The sequence below is a fragment of the Amycolatopsis sp. NPDC051071 genome (genome assembly GCF_040682875.1).
GTDB lineage: Bacteria > Actinomycetota > Actinomycetes > Mycobacteriales > Pseudonocardiaceae > Amycolatopsis.
Genome location: NZ_JBFBBY010000201.1, coordinates 1 through 12,344, shown reverse-complemented (window position 1 = coordinate 12,344; position 12,344 = coordinate 1). Strand labels below are relative to the sequence as shown.

The window sequence follows — 12,344 nt, the reverse complement described above, 5'->3', positions numbered from 1 at the left end:
GTTCTAACGACCCAAATCACTCACGACCACCGCAACCCACTGCCCACCCGCGCCCTCCGCGCCAGCGCCAGCCCCAGGTACGTGAAGGCCCCCTTCCTTGCGCCTAGCGCAAGCAAGGGGGCCTTCACGTACCCAGGGAACGGAACTCAGCAGCCCCCGGAGCCACCGAAGCTGCTGCAAACGTCCTGCCCGTAGGGAGCCGCCTGCCACGCGCCCACGTCCAGCGACCGCGAAGCGTCATGTGCCACGAACGACCAATGCCCGATGTAGGTATTCGAGAACCACTCGTTGTCCTGATCGAACGTCACCGCGTCGGATACGACGGCGCCCCGGTACGGCGACCAGGCCGGATAGGTGCCGAAGTTCGACAGCACCGCCATCCGCCCGCAATACCCCGAGCAATCCGCGGCGCTCTGGAAAGTATTGTCGTGCACGTTGACCCGCTGCGTCTTCCACCGGCAATCGTCGTAGGCGGGCCGCTGGGTGATCGCGGACTCGGAGCAGTCCGAAGGCGAGCTCACGACCCGCGTGCAGGTTCCGGTCGAGGTGTTCGCGGGACTGTTGCAGAACCGGTCCGCGTTCTCCCACAGGGTCAGGCCGCCCCAGTTGTCCTCGAACACGTTCTCGGCGATCTCGATCATGTCGGTCCGCGCCGTGAGCCGGGGTTCGCCACCGGATTCGCTCAGGTACACCGCCGCGACCGGGAAGTTGTTCCCCCGTGCGGCGAAGTCGCTGCCCATTTTCAGGGTGTTGCGACGGAAGACGTTGCTGCGGACGATGAGGTTGTAGCTGATCTCGTAGAACAGCGCTTCGGCCTCGTTGTCCTCGATCAGGTTGTCTTCGATGACGAAGTCGTTGTTGTTCGTGTCCGCCCAGAGTCCGGCGCCGTGGTTGTGGTGCACCCAGTTTCCCCGGATGTCCGCGCCGTCGACGGCCCAGAACTTCACCCCGCCACTGCAGCCACAGCCGGGCTGCTTCTTCTCCCAGTCCTCGGTGTTGTTGCCGGCGATCTCGTTGCCCTCGATGACGAGCCCGGTGATGCCGTTGCCGGAGCGGTAGGCGTTGATCCCGTACTGCCCGTTGTTCCGGATGCAGTTCCCGAGCACCTCCTGTCGCGGTCCGGCCATCATCGCGGCCCCGCGATTGTCTTCGATGACGTTGCCCTCGATCACCCAGTGTTCGCCGGAATCGTGGTTCACCACGCCTTGATCCTGCTGTGCGGCGAAGCCGCGGATCGTCAGCCCTCGGATCACGACGTCCTTGGCCAGCTGCGTGAACGCCGCCCGGTTGACGCCCTGGCCGTCCAGCACCGCACCGGGCGCACCCAGGTAGACGTTGCCGTCCTTCGGGATCACCTGGCTGTACGCGTCGTCGGCGAGCGTGTGCGTCCCGGGGCTGAGCCAGAACGTCGTCCCCGGCGGGTTTTCCGAGGTCTTGATCGAAAGATGCTCGCCGGGATCGACGACGACGGCGTTGTCCGGCTTCGAGGAGCCGGCCGGTCCGGACGCGCAGACGGCCGGCGCCTCGGCCGCCGATGCCACAGCGGTGAAGGAGCCGGCCGTCAAAATCACCGACAGCGTGAGCGCTGTCGTTCTTGCCCAAGTCATATGTCTCAAGGTAAGTCACCGCGCAGCGCACCGGATGAACACGAACGAGTGCTACTCATGCGTACCTCCTGAAAACCGGTTTCACCGGACGTCCGCCCGTCCACTGCGACGGGTCCGCGAGATCGAGCGCCTTCCGGTAAGTCGTGCAGGCCCGCGAGACGACGTCGATCGTCTTGTCGATGTCGGTTTCGGTGAGCCCGCTGCTGACCACGAACGAAGGACCGATGACCCCGCCACTGATCAGTTCCCGCAGAAACAGCGTCCGGTACGGCTGGGACGGTTCGAACTTCTCGTCGAGGGTGGCGAAGACGAGGTTGCTCGCTTTGCCGCGCACGAGCACGTGATCCCCGACGCCCGCTCCGGCGGCGACCTCACGGACACCGGCGGCGAGCCGGTCGCCCAGCGCGTGCAGCCGGTCGGTGATCCCCTCTTCGGTGTAGGTGTCGAAGACGGCGATCGCCGCGGCGAGGCAGTGCGTCTCGGCGCCGTGCGTGGTCGAGAGCAGGAATACCCGCTCCCGGTGGTCGCGCAGGCCGCCGAGTTCCATGTACTCCCGCTTGCCTGCCAGCGCCGAGACCGCGAAACCGTTGCCGAGTGCCTTGCCGAACGTCGAGAGATCCGGCGTGACGCCGTACAGCCCCTGCGCCCCGGACTCCGACCACCGGAACCCGGTGATCATCTCGTCGAACACCAGCAGGCAGCCGTACCGGTCGCACAGTTCCCGCAACCCGGCCAGATATCCGGCGGGCGGCTCCTGCCGTGTCGCCGCTTCCAGGATCAGGCAGGCGACGTCGTGGTTCCGCAGTATCTCTTCGGTGGCGGCGAGATCGCCGTAGGGGAAGGAAATCGTCAGGTCGGTCGTCTCACGCGGGATCCCGGCCGCCATCGGGGTGGTGCCGATGAACCAGTCGTCGGTGGAGAAGAACGCGTGATCCCCGCAGATCGCCACCAGCGGGCGCCCGGTCACGGCACGGGCGAGGCGGACGGCGGCGGTGGTCGCGTCGGAGCCGTTCTTCGCGAATTTCACCATGTCCGCGGTCGGCACCGCGGCGAGGAACCGTTCCGCCGCCTCGGCTTCGATGATGGACGGCCGGACGAAGTTGGCGCCCTTCGCGATCTCGGTGCGGACGGCGTCGAGGACCCGTGGATGCGCGTGCCCCAAGCTGACCGCCCGAAGCCCAGAGCCGTATTCGATGTACTCGTTCCCGTCGACGTCCCACACATGGCCCGCGAGACCGTGTGAAATGACCGGCGCGAGGTCGTCCGGGTACTGGTCCTGTCCCTTGGCGTAGGTGTGGGCGCCGCCGGGGATGACCCGATGCAACCGTTGATTCGCCTGGTCGGAAAGCGGCAAGGGGCGGTTCATCAGGTCACCTCGTTGTCGTCAGTGCGGCGGCGAGAGGAGGAGCGTGGGCGTCTCGTTCGGACACCGCGCTGATCGCGAGCGGCCACTCGATGGCCAGTTCGGGGTCGGCGTAGGAGATCGCGATGTCCTCGCTCGCGTCGTGCGGCCGGTCGATGCGGTAGGCGATGTCGGCGGGATCGGTCAGCGCCTGGAAGCCATGCGCGCAGCCGGCCGGGATGTACAGTGAGATCTGGGTTTCCCCGGAGAGTTCGAACGATTTCACGTTCCGGAACGTCGGCGAATCCGGTCGCAGGTCCACCACGACGTCGAAGATCGCACCGGACGAACAACGGACCACTTTGGACTCCCCGTTGCCGCCACGCAGGTGCATTCCGCGCACGACACCCTTGCGGGACCGCGAAATGCTGTCCTGTGCGAATCCGCTGGGGTCGATGCCCACCGACGCGACGACCTCGCTGTCGAAGGTGCGGCTGAAGAAACCGCGCTCGTCGGCGAACGGCGTCGGCGTGAACAGGTACGCGCCTTCGATTTCGGGAACCGGTTCGGCCTTCATCGGATCTCCTTCGGCGGCATGCGGAACAAGGTCTCGTCGAGGACGTCGTACTGCTTTTCCAGCAGTTCCCGCTTGGCCGCACCGCGGTCGCGCAGCGTTTGCCAGAACTCTTCGGGTTTCGCCTCGAGTTCGGTGAGCTGCCGGATGAGCAGGTCGACGTCGACAGCGCGGGCGGACTGGCAGAACTCGGCCAGCCCCATATCCGCCATGATGCTGTCCATCTTCTGCGAATAGCTGATCGAGATCGTCGGCTTCGCGAGTTTCAGCGAGCACAGGACGTTGTGGTAACGCGTCCCGACGACGGCGCTGAGCGCGGCGATCTCGGTGATGAGGTCGCCGAGGGTGGGGAGTTTCGCCGCGGTCACCCGGTCCGGGCCGAGATCCGGCCGGTGCTCGCGCAGATCGGCGAAGATCTGCTCGACGACGGGTTCGTCGATCTCGTCCCCGGTGAGCAGCCGGACTTCCCGGCCGTCGTCGACGAGCCAGCGCACGAAGCGTTTCATCGCGTCCACATAGGACGCATGGATCTCGTCGGCGTCCCGGCGGTCGTCGTTGCCGCCGTGGAATTCCATGACGCCGACCCCGACGACGTTCGACGGCCGCCCGGCGGGGATCGGCAAGGCGAAGGCCAGGTCCGGGTAGAGGTCATCCTTCGAGGTGTCGAGGCCCATTTCCCGCCAAGCGTCCTTCGACAGCTGATCGCGGAACGACCGGTAGTGCGCGGAGCGGGCGGCGATCCGGTACAGCCGCCGGGTGGTCCGCTGGCGGATGACATTCGAGCCGACGTTGAGCAGCGCGACCTTGGTGCCGCCCAGTCTGCCCGCCACCCCGAGCAGCGCCATCGCGTAGGGGAAACCCCAGGGACGCAAGGGAAGCGTGGTCTCCAGGACGCCGGCGCCGGGAACGATCACGACGTCGCACTGGCGGGTCCAGGAGAGGATCTTGAGGGTGTCGGCGACCTTGCCGACGGCCTTCAGCAGGGCCGCGCGGATCCCGGTCGCTTCACGGTTGCGAGAGTAGTACCAGAGCAGGGATTCCGCCGGGACGCCGTAGCGGGCCTCCACCTGCTCCGGTCCGGAGCAGAGGCAGGTGAGTTCGGCGTCGGGGTGGTGCTCCCGCACATACGCGAGCACGACTTCGAGTGAGCCGTCGTTGCCGATGTTCCCCGCACCCAGCAACCCGAAGAAGCCGACTTTGGGGTGTCTTCGTCTCGCTCCGGAGCGAGAGGTCACGACGTCCTCCTCTGCCGTCCAGGGACCACGGCGTCGATGTTCATCCGGTCGGTTTCGAGTTCGGGGACGCCGTCCTCGGCGCGGTCCTCGTTCCGGCCGTGGGACCGGTCGGCCAGCCAGGACGCCAGGTGCCGGTAGCACTCCCGCCGGTCCGCCGAGGAGAGCGGTGCCCGGCGGATGCCGCCGATGAACCCGCCGATGTACTCGCCCAGCAGCCGCGGCAACGGATTCCGCACCGGGTCGGCGCGGCGCGGGTCGAGGTTCGAGCAGCGTTTGCGGATGCTGGGGTTCGCCCGTTCCGCGCGGCCGGGGTGGTCGCGGCGGAAGTACTGCACCTCGGGGACCTGGTGGAACGGGCCGTGGAGGCTCAGTTCGGCGACGTAGGTGCGGTCGGCGTGGTGGTAGCTGTCGAGCGGCTTGACCCGGCGGAGGACGTCGGTGCGCATGACGCCGTAGAAGTCGTCGCCGCCGGTTTCGAACAGCAGGCTGCGGAACCGCGCTGGTGCGTGCGGGGAGTCCGTGGCCAGCGGGTAGTCGAGCTTGTGGGTCACCGCGCCGCGGTCGTCGATGATGGCCTGCCAGGTATGCGCGACGATCATCTCCGGCCGCTCGTCGAGTGCGTCGACACACAGTTTCAGCAGGTCGCGGCCGTAGAGGTCGTCATGCGACGCCCATTTGAACAGCTCACCGCGGGCTTCGTCCAGTACCCGGTTGTGGTTGGGGGACGCGCCGACGTTCTTCGGCAGCTTCAGATACCGGATCCGGGGGTCGCGGCTCGCGTAGTCGCGGCAGATCCCCTCGGTCCCGTCCGCCGAGGCGTTGTCCGAAATGACCAGCTCGAAATCCTCGTAGCTCTGGCCGAGCAAGGCGTCGAGCGATTCGGCGAGGTACTCCTCGCCGTTGTAGACCGGTAGCCCGATGCTGAGCCGTGGAACCTGTGTCATGCCGTTCCCACCTCTTCGTCCTTGGTGCGCGGCGCGGCCGGTTCCGGCGTGGGTGGCCGGTATTCGCGGTACGCGGCGCGGAACTGGTACCACCACAGCGCGGCGCCCAGTACGACCGAGAGCATCGAGCCCCACGCGGCACCTTCGGCACCGTTGAGATAGGCGCCGAAGATCCCGAAGATCACGTAGCCCGCCGAAGCGACGAGCTGGGCTCGCAGGCTGCGTTTGGCGTTGCCGAGGGCACGCAACCCGGCGGCCGCGCCCGCGGTGAAGCCCGCCGCGGTGACCGACAGGGTGACCGGCAGGATCAGCGGCTCCGCCGCGTCCCAGACAGAACCCATGATCCAGCGGCCGGCGTCGTGGGGGACCAGGAGCAGCAACCCGAGTCCCCACACCAGGGCGGCGCCCGCCTGGCCGCCGCCGAGCAGTACGCAGAAATGCTTCAGCCGGTGTGGGGCGTGCTTCAGGACGCGGGCGCCTTCGGCGACGGTCGTGAGCGAAAGCCCCATCAGCAGCGCGAGGAACGGGCCGAGCAGTTGTTCGGCACCGCGGACGGCGCCGACCGCGGTGATACCGGCGATCGCCCCGAGGCCGTACGCGCGCAGCTGGGACGAGCCCGCGTTGCTGACGTTTTCGATCAGATAACGCACGCTCAGGTCGCGCTGCTCCTTCAGCCAGCGCGTCATCTCCGAGATCCGCGGCACGATGCCGGTCTGGAACAGGCCGTACACCGCCGCGACCGCACCGGCGATACCCCAGGCCAGGATGAAGGCGACCACGGTGCCGACCTGTCCGGCGATGGCCAGCGCCGGGATCAGCGCCACCCCCCAGACGCAGTCGTTGACGAACGCCTTCTTGCCGTCGCCCTTGGCGAACAACGCGAACCGCCAGGCGTCCTGCAACAGCAGGCCCGGCAGCACGACGCCGAGCGCGATGAACACCCCGCCCAGCGGTTTGACCGCCACCACCCCGGCGAGCACGCTCACCATGCCGGTCACCAGGCCGACGCCGAGCGCGGTCCCCGACGCGCTGGAGACCGCCCGGCGCCAGGTTTCCTCCGGTACCGCGGAAAAGCGCACCATCATCGGATCGGTGGCCATCCCGCGTGAGATGTTGAGCACCACGCCGTAGGTCACCCACGCGAGACTGAACATGCCGAAGGCGAACGTGCCCAGCGTGCGGGCGACGTACAGGCCGACCGCGAAGTTGGTCAGGCTCGAAACGGCCTGGTCGCCGAGGCCCCAGCTGAGCCTGCCTGCCATGGCCCGCACCGCCCCGGAGGCCAGTGTCGCCCGATGTTTGCCGACTGCCACGCGAGTCACTCCTTCAGCAATCCGGCGTCGTGCAGCGCGTGCGCGGCGGCGGCGACGGAGCCGAAGGGAAGCCCGGATCGCTTCGCGACGTCGAGGAGGCTGTGGTCCCCGTCGGAAAGGTTGAGTACCCAGAGCATCGCCATCTGGGCGTCCTTGGCGTCGCTGCGGCCACCCAGCGAGTCGTACAGCCCACGCTTGCCGAGCTGCGGTTCGCCGTACGGGCTCAGGTTGACGTAGCTCCTGTTCCGGTCCAGCACGGAGAACGCCTCGCGAAGGGTCGCCAGGGTGTCCTCCATCGCCTCGGTGGACACGAAATCGAGGTCGTCGGCCGAGGTGTGGTACTCGGGATAGCCCGCGTACGGCGTCCTGGTCAGCGAGCCGACGCCGAGGTTGAACCCCGGCGAGCAGAACTGCCGCTCGTCGTAGCCGTACGGCGAGAAGTCGAGGAGCGTATGCGGCCGCTCGGCCAGTACGAACTCGAGCACCTTGTCGATTTCGGCGTCACCGCGGCGGCTTCGTTTGTAGGTCAAGGAACCCGGGTCGCCCGCGCAGGCCAGCACGACCCCCGCCTTGATCCTGCCGACCCGCTCGGGGTCGCGCGCGAGCCAGGTGATCGCCCCGATGGTGCCCGGCATGAAGAGAAAACGGTAGGTGAAGTGCGGTTTCTCCGCGGCCAGGCGCTGCGCGAGGGCGGCGGCCACCGCGACACCGGCGAGGTTGTCGTTCGCCAGCGACGGATGGCAGATGTGGCACGAGACAAGCACCTCGTCGGTGACCTCGCCAGTGACGACATGCTCGGCGTAGGTCAGGTGTCCATCGTCCAAAGTGGAATCGATCCGCACCTCGTACTCGCCGTCCGGCAACGCGTCGAGTGTGTCCTGCGCCAGGCAGAAACCCCACGCCGGCGCGTAATAGCTGGTCCGGTACGGGATCCACGACGGCCGATCGGGCAGCGTGTGGAGGTGGCCGCGGAGTTCGTCCAGCGACATCTTTTCGGCCACTGGCACGCTGTAGCCGACCACGTGCAGATTCGACTCCCGGAAGTCGATGACCCGGCGCCCGGACGCGTCCTTCACATACGCGTCACGGATGTTCCACTCCTGCGGGATGGTCCAGTCCAGCACCTGCGTGCCGGTGGGCACCTCGTGGACGTCGAGCGGGATGTGCTCGCCGAGGATCTCCAGCGTGGCGCGGACGCCGTCGCCGGTGATGCTGCGGCAGAGCGGATACAAGCGCTCGACCAGCTTTCGCAGGTCGGCGCCGGTCTCCAGGGCTTGGTGCGTCATCACCGTCGCCGCAAAGTTTCGTCGATCTCGCCCGCGGCGGTCCGCGAGTTGAGCGTCGCCAGCCGGGTGAAGCGCTGCTTGAAGTCCTGCTCGGTCAGGCCGTGCGTCCGGTAGGCGTAAATCAGGTCGAGTGCGCCGTCCTTGACCGACCAGTCGCATTCGAAGCCGGGGATCGCCTCGCGGAAACGTGAGAAGTCGACCCGGTAGGAGCGCGGGTCGCCCGCGGATTCGCCGGTGATCCGCAGCGTCGCGCTGGGAACGGCCTCGACGACCTGCTGCGCGATCTCGGCGACGGTCACGTTGTTGCGTTCGGTACCGATGTTGAACGCCTTGTCGTGCACGGCTTCCTTCGGTGCTTCCAACGCCGCGGTGAAGGCACGCGCGATATCCTTGGCGTGCACCAGCGGCCGCCACGGCGTCCCGTCCGACAGCACCAGCACCTCACCCGAAACGTGGGCGTGCGCGGTGAGGTTGTTGAGCACGATGTCCGACCGCAGCCGCGGCGAGAAGCCGAAAGCGGTGGCGTTGCGCAGGTACACCGGGGTGAAGCCGTCGTCCGCGAGCGCGTGCAGGTCGTCCTCGACCCGCACCTTCGACTCGGCGTACGGCGTCACCGGGCGCAGCGGCGCGTCCTCGCCGACCAGGCCGTCGCCGCCCGAGGCGCCGTAGACCGAACACGTCGAGGCGTAGAGGAACCGCTGGACCTCGGCGTCCTTCGCCAGCTTGGCGAGTTTGACCGACGCGTGGTGGTTGATGTCGTAAGTCAGCCGCGGCGCCAGCGAACCGAGCGGGTCGTTGGACAGCGCGGCGAGGTGGATCACCGCGTCCACCCCGGACACGTGCTCGGCGGTGACGTCGCGGAGGTCGACCTCGTAACCCTTGGGGTCATCGGGGATCGGGCCCAGTACGCAGGCTTCGAAGAGACCGGAGTCGAGGCCGATCACCTCGTGGCCGGCGGCGGCCAGGACCGGGGCCATCACCGTGCCCAGATACCCCTTGTGCCCGGTCAACAGCACACGCATGGCTTTCAGCCTTTCGAGGAGAGATCGAGCGTCAGTTTCTTGAGGTCGAAGGCCTCCGCGTAGCGCTGCCCGCATTCGATGCCGCGAATGCGCGCGAGGCCGAGGAAGGCTTCCCGGTCGTACCAAGGGCGGTGCCGCTGCGAGGCGTAATGCTCCTGCAGCAAGCGGACCTTCTCCTCGGCACGCTCAGGGGAAAGCGGGACATACGCGGTGGGTTTGCCGAGGTCGCCGTCCCATTTGGCGATTTCGTACTCCAGCTGCAGATGTGTGCGGAACACCGTCGGCACCAGCGTGGCAAGGCCGTGGTGGTCCTGGTGCGCGTCGGCCGTACGCGGTGACAGGACCACGTCCGGCTCGGTGCGGCGGCGTAGTTCCTCCAGCCCGTTCTTGGCCTCTTCCCAATGCGCGGGAAAGCGGCCGTCGGGCAGTTTGAGCACGGTGACCTCGACGTCGGCGCCGGGGCAGAAGGCCGCGAGCGCGGCACGCTCCTCGGCCTCCCGGTCGGTGCCGCCGCCGGACAGCACGAGCGCGTCGACCCGGACACCCGGGTTGTCCGCGCAGATCGTCAGCAGTGTGCCGCCCGCCCCGATGGCGATGTCGTCACAATGCGCGCCGAGCGCGACGATCCGTCCGAGCCCGCCGGTACCGAGTGCGATCACGCGATACCCACCGGCGCCGGTTCGTGTTCCCACAACGCCCACGGACGGTCGCCGTGCGCGTAGGCGTCGTCCAGCTGGACGCGTTCCTTGACCGTGTCGGTCGGCTTCCAGAAACCGCGGTAGGGGTAGGCGAGCAGCCTGCCCTGCTTGGCGAGTTCGCCGCAGCCGTCGCCGACCAGGTCGCCGCCCACCGGGATATGGTCGAAGACCTCCTGGCGCAGCACGAAGTACCCGCCGTTTTCCCACAGCGGCATCTCGCTCACCGGGGTCAGCGCGCCGATCCGGCCGCCCTCGTCCATTTCGACGCAGTGGAACGACGACTGCGGCGGCACGACCATCATCGAGGCGCCGCAATCGGAAGCCGAGAACCGCTCGATCATCGCCGGGAGCGGGGCGTCGGTGAGGACGTCGGCGTAGTTGGCGAGGAACATGTCGTCGCCTTCGAGGTACGGGCGCACCCGGCGCAGCCGCTCACCGATGGCCGATTCGAGACCGGTCTGAACGAACGAGATCGACCAGTCCGCGATGTCGGTCGACAGCAGTTCCGCTTTTCCGTTGCGCAGGACGAAATCGTTGGACGTCGTCTCCTGGTAGTTCAGGAAGAATTCCTTGATGTGGTGCGCGCCGTAGCCGAGGCAGAGAATGAACTCGGTGTGGCCGAAATGCGCGTAGTATCGCATTACGTGCCAAATCAGGGGTCTGGGGCCGACCATGGCCATCGGCTTCGGCACGTCGGACGCGTCACCGTTGCGCATCCGCATGCCGTAGCCGCCACAGAAGAGGACTACCTTCACGACTTCACCTCGACGATTTCCAGGTGCGGGATGGGGAAGACCAGTTTCCCGCCCCATCTGTCCACAAAGGACAGCTGGGCGGTGAGTTCCGTCCGGAGATTCCACGGAAGGACGAGCACGTAATCGGGCCGGTCCGCCTCGATGTGCTCCGGCGGGAGAATGGGGATCCGGGTACCAGGGGTGAACCGGCCGTGCTTGTACGGATTGCGGTCGACGGTGTACCGCAGGACGTCCGGGCGGATACCGCAGTGGTTCAGCAGCGTGTTCCCCTTGCCGGGGGCGCCGTACCCGACGACGGTCTTGCCTTCGAGTGCCGCGTCGGTGAGGAACTTGTTCAGATCGAGCCGGACCTTGGTGACCCGCTCGGAGAACTCGGTGTAGCCGGACATTTCGTGCAGCCCGGCGGCCTTCTCCGCGTCGAGGATCTCCATCATCCGCTGACTCGGCTCACCGGCGACGGCGTCCGGGCGCGCCCACAGCCGGATGGAACCGCCGTGAGTGGGCAGAAGCTCGACGTCCACAACGGACAACCCGCCGAGAGAAAGCGCCCGGCGCGCGGATTCCACCGTGTAATACTGGAAGTGCTCGTGGTAAATCGTGTCGTACTGGTTATCCTGGATCAGCGTCAGGAGATGCTGGACCTCGATGCTGACCCAGCCGTCGTCGGCGACCAGGGCGCGGAGCCCGTGCGTGAAGCCGATGATGTCCGGAATGTGCGCGTAAACGTTGTTCGCCACGACGAGATCGGCGGGACCGTGCTCCGCACGGACGTCGTTCCCGGATTCGGGGCTGAGGAAAGCGGTCTTCGTCGGCACCCCGGCGTCACGCGCGGCTTGGCCCACGTTCACCGAAGGTTCCACGCCGAGACAGCGGATCTGCTGTGCCACAACGTGTTTGAGCAGATATCCATCGTTGCTGGCGACCTCGACGACGAATGAGGACTCATCGAGCCCGAGCCGCTCGACAGCGCCGTCGACGAACGTCTTGGCGTGTTCGACCCAGGAGGCGGAATACGACGAGAAGTACGCGTATTCGGTGAACGTCTCTTCCGGGGTGATCAGCGGCGGGATCTGCGCGAGCCAGCATTCAGTGCAGACCCGCAGGTGCAGGGGGTAGGTGGGTTCCGGTTCCGCGAGCTGTTCCGCGGTCAGGAATCGTTCGCACGGCGGCGTCGCCCCGAGGTCGACGACACTGGCGAGATGGGCCGAGCCGCAGAGACGGCAGGTGGTCATCGAGAGGGCTCCTTGGCTCGCGTCACGTATCCCAGACGTCGGCACCCCGGGTCGCCTCGTTACATGCCTTCAGGCCTCTCACGCTTCCGTCTCACAACCGAAACCTGGCGTCTCGGCCATCGGCGCAGACGCCTCGGCCATCCGGGCGCGGGCAATGCGGAGCCGCTGCACTACCGAGGGTGAGCGCTGCGCCCCTTGGTCACGTGGGTCGTGAGTGTTTTGGGTCGTTAGAACGACCCAAAACACACACACGAACCCATCCCCACCGGACCCGCCCCCCAAGCGCAGGAGGTCGGGGTGGGGAACAGGGGTTATCCGGTAATGGAGATGAGCCGG

At 67.2% G+C, this 12,344-nt stretch carries 11 protein-coding genes; all 11 read right to left on the bottom strand.

Going from position 1 to position 12,344, the window contains the following annotated elements; all coding sequences use genetic code 11:
• Positions 1-146: 146 nt before the first annotated feature.
• The 11 genes from AB0M65_RS36450 to AB0M65_RS36400 are packed head-to-tail and all read right to left on the bottom strand — an operon-like array spanning position 147 to position 12,008.
• Positions 147-1,607, bottom strand: a complete 1,461-nt coding sequence (locus tag AB0M65_RS36450; RefSeq protein ID WP_364038545.1) for a right-handed parallel beta-helix repeat-containing protein — start codon at positions 1,605-1,607, stop codon at positions 147-149.
• A 55-nt stretch (positions 1,608-1,662) separates the two neighbouring features.
• On the bottom strand, positions 1,663-2,973 hold the full coding sequence (locus AB0M65_RS36445; RefSeq protein ID WP_364038542.1) for a glutamate-1-semialdehyde 2,1-aminomutase: 1,311 nt from the start codon (positions 2,971-2,973) through the stop codon (positions 1,663-1,665).
• A 4-nt stretch (positions 2,974-2,977) separates the two neighbouring features.
• A complete protein-coding gene (locus AB0M65_RS36440) occupies positions 2,978-3,526 on the bottom strand; it encodes a dTDP-4-dehydrorhamnose 3,5-epimerase family protein (RefSeq protein ID WP_364038539.1) in 549 nt (182 codons plus the stop codon).
• Positions 3,523-4,758, bottom strand: coding sequence for a polysaccharide pyruvyl transferase family protein (locus tag AB0M65_RS36435; protein WP_364038536.1), 1,236 nt, complete (start codon positions 4,756-4,758; stop codon positions 3,523-3,525). Before AB0M65_RS36435 ends, AB0M65_RS36440 begins: the two co-directional genes overlap by 4 nt.
• On the bottom strand, positions 4,755-5,702 hold the full coding sequence (locus AB0M65_RS36430; protein ID WP_364038533.1) for a glycosyltransferase family 2 protein: 948 nt from the start codon (positions 5,700-5,702) through the stop codon (positions 4,755-4,757). Before AB0M65_RS36430 ends, AB0M65_RS36435 begins: the two co-directional genes overlap by 4 nt.
• Positions 5,699-6,964: a hypothetical protein gene (locus tag AB0M65_RS36425; RefSeq protein ID WP_364038548.1), complete on the bottom strand. Its 1,266-nt coding sequence runs from the start codon at positions 6,962-6,964 to the stop codon at positions 5,699-5,701. The genes AB0M65_RS36430 and AB0M65_RS36425 overlap by 4 nt, the downstream gene beginning before the upstream one ends.
• Before the next feature lie 56 nt (positions 6,965-7,020).
• Complete coding sequence (locus AB0M65_RS36420) at positions 7,021-8,301, bottom strand: DUF4910 domain-containing protein (protein ID WP_364038530.1); 1,281 nt, start codon at positions 8,299-8,301, stop codon at positions 7,021-7,023.
• Positions 8,301-9,323 (bottom strand): SDR family oxidoreductase, encoded by a 1,023-nt coding sequence (locus AB0M65_RS36415; protein ID WP_364038527.1) that lies wholly within the window; start codon positions 9,321-9,323, stop codon positions 8,301-8,303. Before AB0M65_RS36415 ends, AB0M65_RS36420 begins: the two co-directional genes overlap by 1 nt.
• A 5-nt stretch (positions 9,324-9,328) precedes the next feature.
• Complete coding sequence (locus AB0M65_RS36410; protein ID WP_364038524.1) at positions 9,329-9,982, bottom strand: PIG-L family deacetylase; 654 nt, start codon at positions 9,980-9,982, stop codon at positions 9,329-9,331.
• A complete protein-coding gene (locus tag AB0M65_RS36405; RefSeq protein ID WP_364038521.1) occupies positions 9,979-10,776 on the bottom strand; it encodes a glucose-1-phosphate cytidylyltransferase in 798 nt (265 codons plus the stop codon). The genes AB0M65_RS36410 and AB0M65_RS36405 overlap by 4 nt, the downstream gene beginning before the upstream one ends.
• The gene (locus tag AB0M65_RS36400) at positions 10,773-12,008 is read right to left on the bottom strand and encodes a class I SAM-dependent methyltransferase (protein ID WP_364038518.1); all 1,236 of its coding nucleotides are present in this window, start codon (positions 12,006-12,008) and stop codon (positions 10,773-10,775) included. Before AB0M65_RS36400 ends, AB0M65_RS36405 begins: the two co-directional genes overlap by 4 nt.
• Positions 12,009-12,344: the final 336 nt, after the last annotated feature.

Coding starts and splice junctions, on each gene's coding strand:
- AB0M65_RS36420 (WP_364038530.1), bottom strand. CDS start 8,301: ATGACGCACCAAGCCCTGGAGACCGGCGCCGACCTGCGAAAGCTGGTC.
- AB0M65_RS36445 (WP_364038542.1), bottom strand. CDS start 2,973: ATGAACCGCCCCTTGCCGCTTTCCGACCAGGCGAATCAACGGTTGCAT.
- AB0M65_RS36450 (WP_364038545.1), bottom strand. CDS start 1,607: ATGACTTGGGCAAGAACGACAGCGCTCACGCTGTCGGTGATTTTGACG.
- AB0M65_RS36425 (WP_364038548.1), bottom strand. CDS start 6,964: ATGGCAGGCAGGCTCAGCTGGGGCCTCGGCGACCAGGCCGTTTCGAGC.
- AB0M65_RS36415 (WP_364038527.1), bottom strand. CDS start 9,323: ATGCGTGTGCTGTTGACCGGGCACAAGGGGTATCTGGGCACGGTGATG.
- AB0M65_RS36430 (WP_364038533.1), bottom strand. CDS start 5,702: ATGACACAGGTTCCACGGCTCAGCATCGGGCTACCGGTCTACAACGGC.
- AB0M65_RS36440 (WP_364038539.1), bottom strand. CDS start 3,526: ATGAAGGCCGAACCGGTTCCCGAAATCGAAGGCGCGTACCTGTTCACG.
- AB0M65_RS36400 (WP_364038518.1), bottom strand. CDS start 12,008: ATGACCACCTGCCGTCTCTGCGGCTCGGCCCATCTCGCCAGTGTCGTC.